Below are 531 nucleotides of genomic sequence, written 5' to 3'. Positions count from 1 at the left end.
AACTGGTTTGCTAATTGCTGCTACTGTACCTCATAACAGCCGGAAACGCTGTATCATTTAATTCTTCATCGTACAAAATTAAAGCTTCTTCAATATTTGACTCATACTCTTGTCGCATTTCCTCCGCTAAGTTTTTGAACTCTTCTCTTACTTGCGCTCTAGCTCCAAGTAACTTACGCTGATTTTCTTGCTGTTCTTGTTCTTCTTTAGCTGTCATAGCAGCATCGAATATTACCCCACCCACAGCAAATACTGGACCTAAACCCCTAATAAACTTAGCTGCCTTAAAAGCCCCCCAAGGTTTAAATTTCATACCTATAAATTTACCTACATCATAAACTATGTTTCTCGATACTTTGGATGATAACTTACCAATTCCTTGCAAAAATTTACCACCTTGTTGTTCTAGTATAGACTTGCCTATTTTATGACTTATATTCGGGTGATTAACTCTTTTAGCATCTACTAAATCTATCTCTAAGTAGGTGGGCGTGAAATAACCAAAATGTGTAACAATAAGTAAATACAGTA

General features: G+C 36.2%; 1 protein-coding gene. It reads right to left on the bottom strand.

The genetic code is table 11. The features are described 5' to 3' along the window. Positions 1-10: 10 nt before the first annotated feature. Positions 11-531, bottom strand: a 521-nt coding sequence (locus ACM0OP_RS24350; protein WP_414530975.1) for a LeoA/HP0731 family dynamin-like GTPase, incomplete at its 5' end; no start/stop codon positions are given.

The sequence above is a fragment of the Nodularia chucula CCY0103 genome (assembly GCF_963923915.1).
GTDB classification, from domain to species: domain Bacteria; phylum Cyanobacteriota; class Cyanobacteriia; order Cyanobacteriales; family Nostocaceae; genus Nodularia; species Nodularia chucula.
This window is presented reverse-complemented; position numbering and strand designations above follow the sequence as displayed.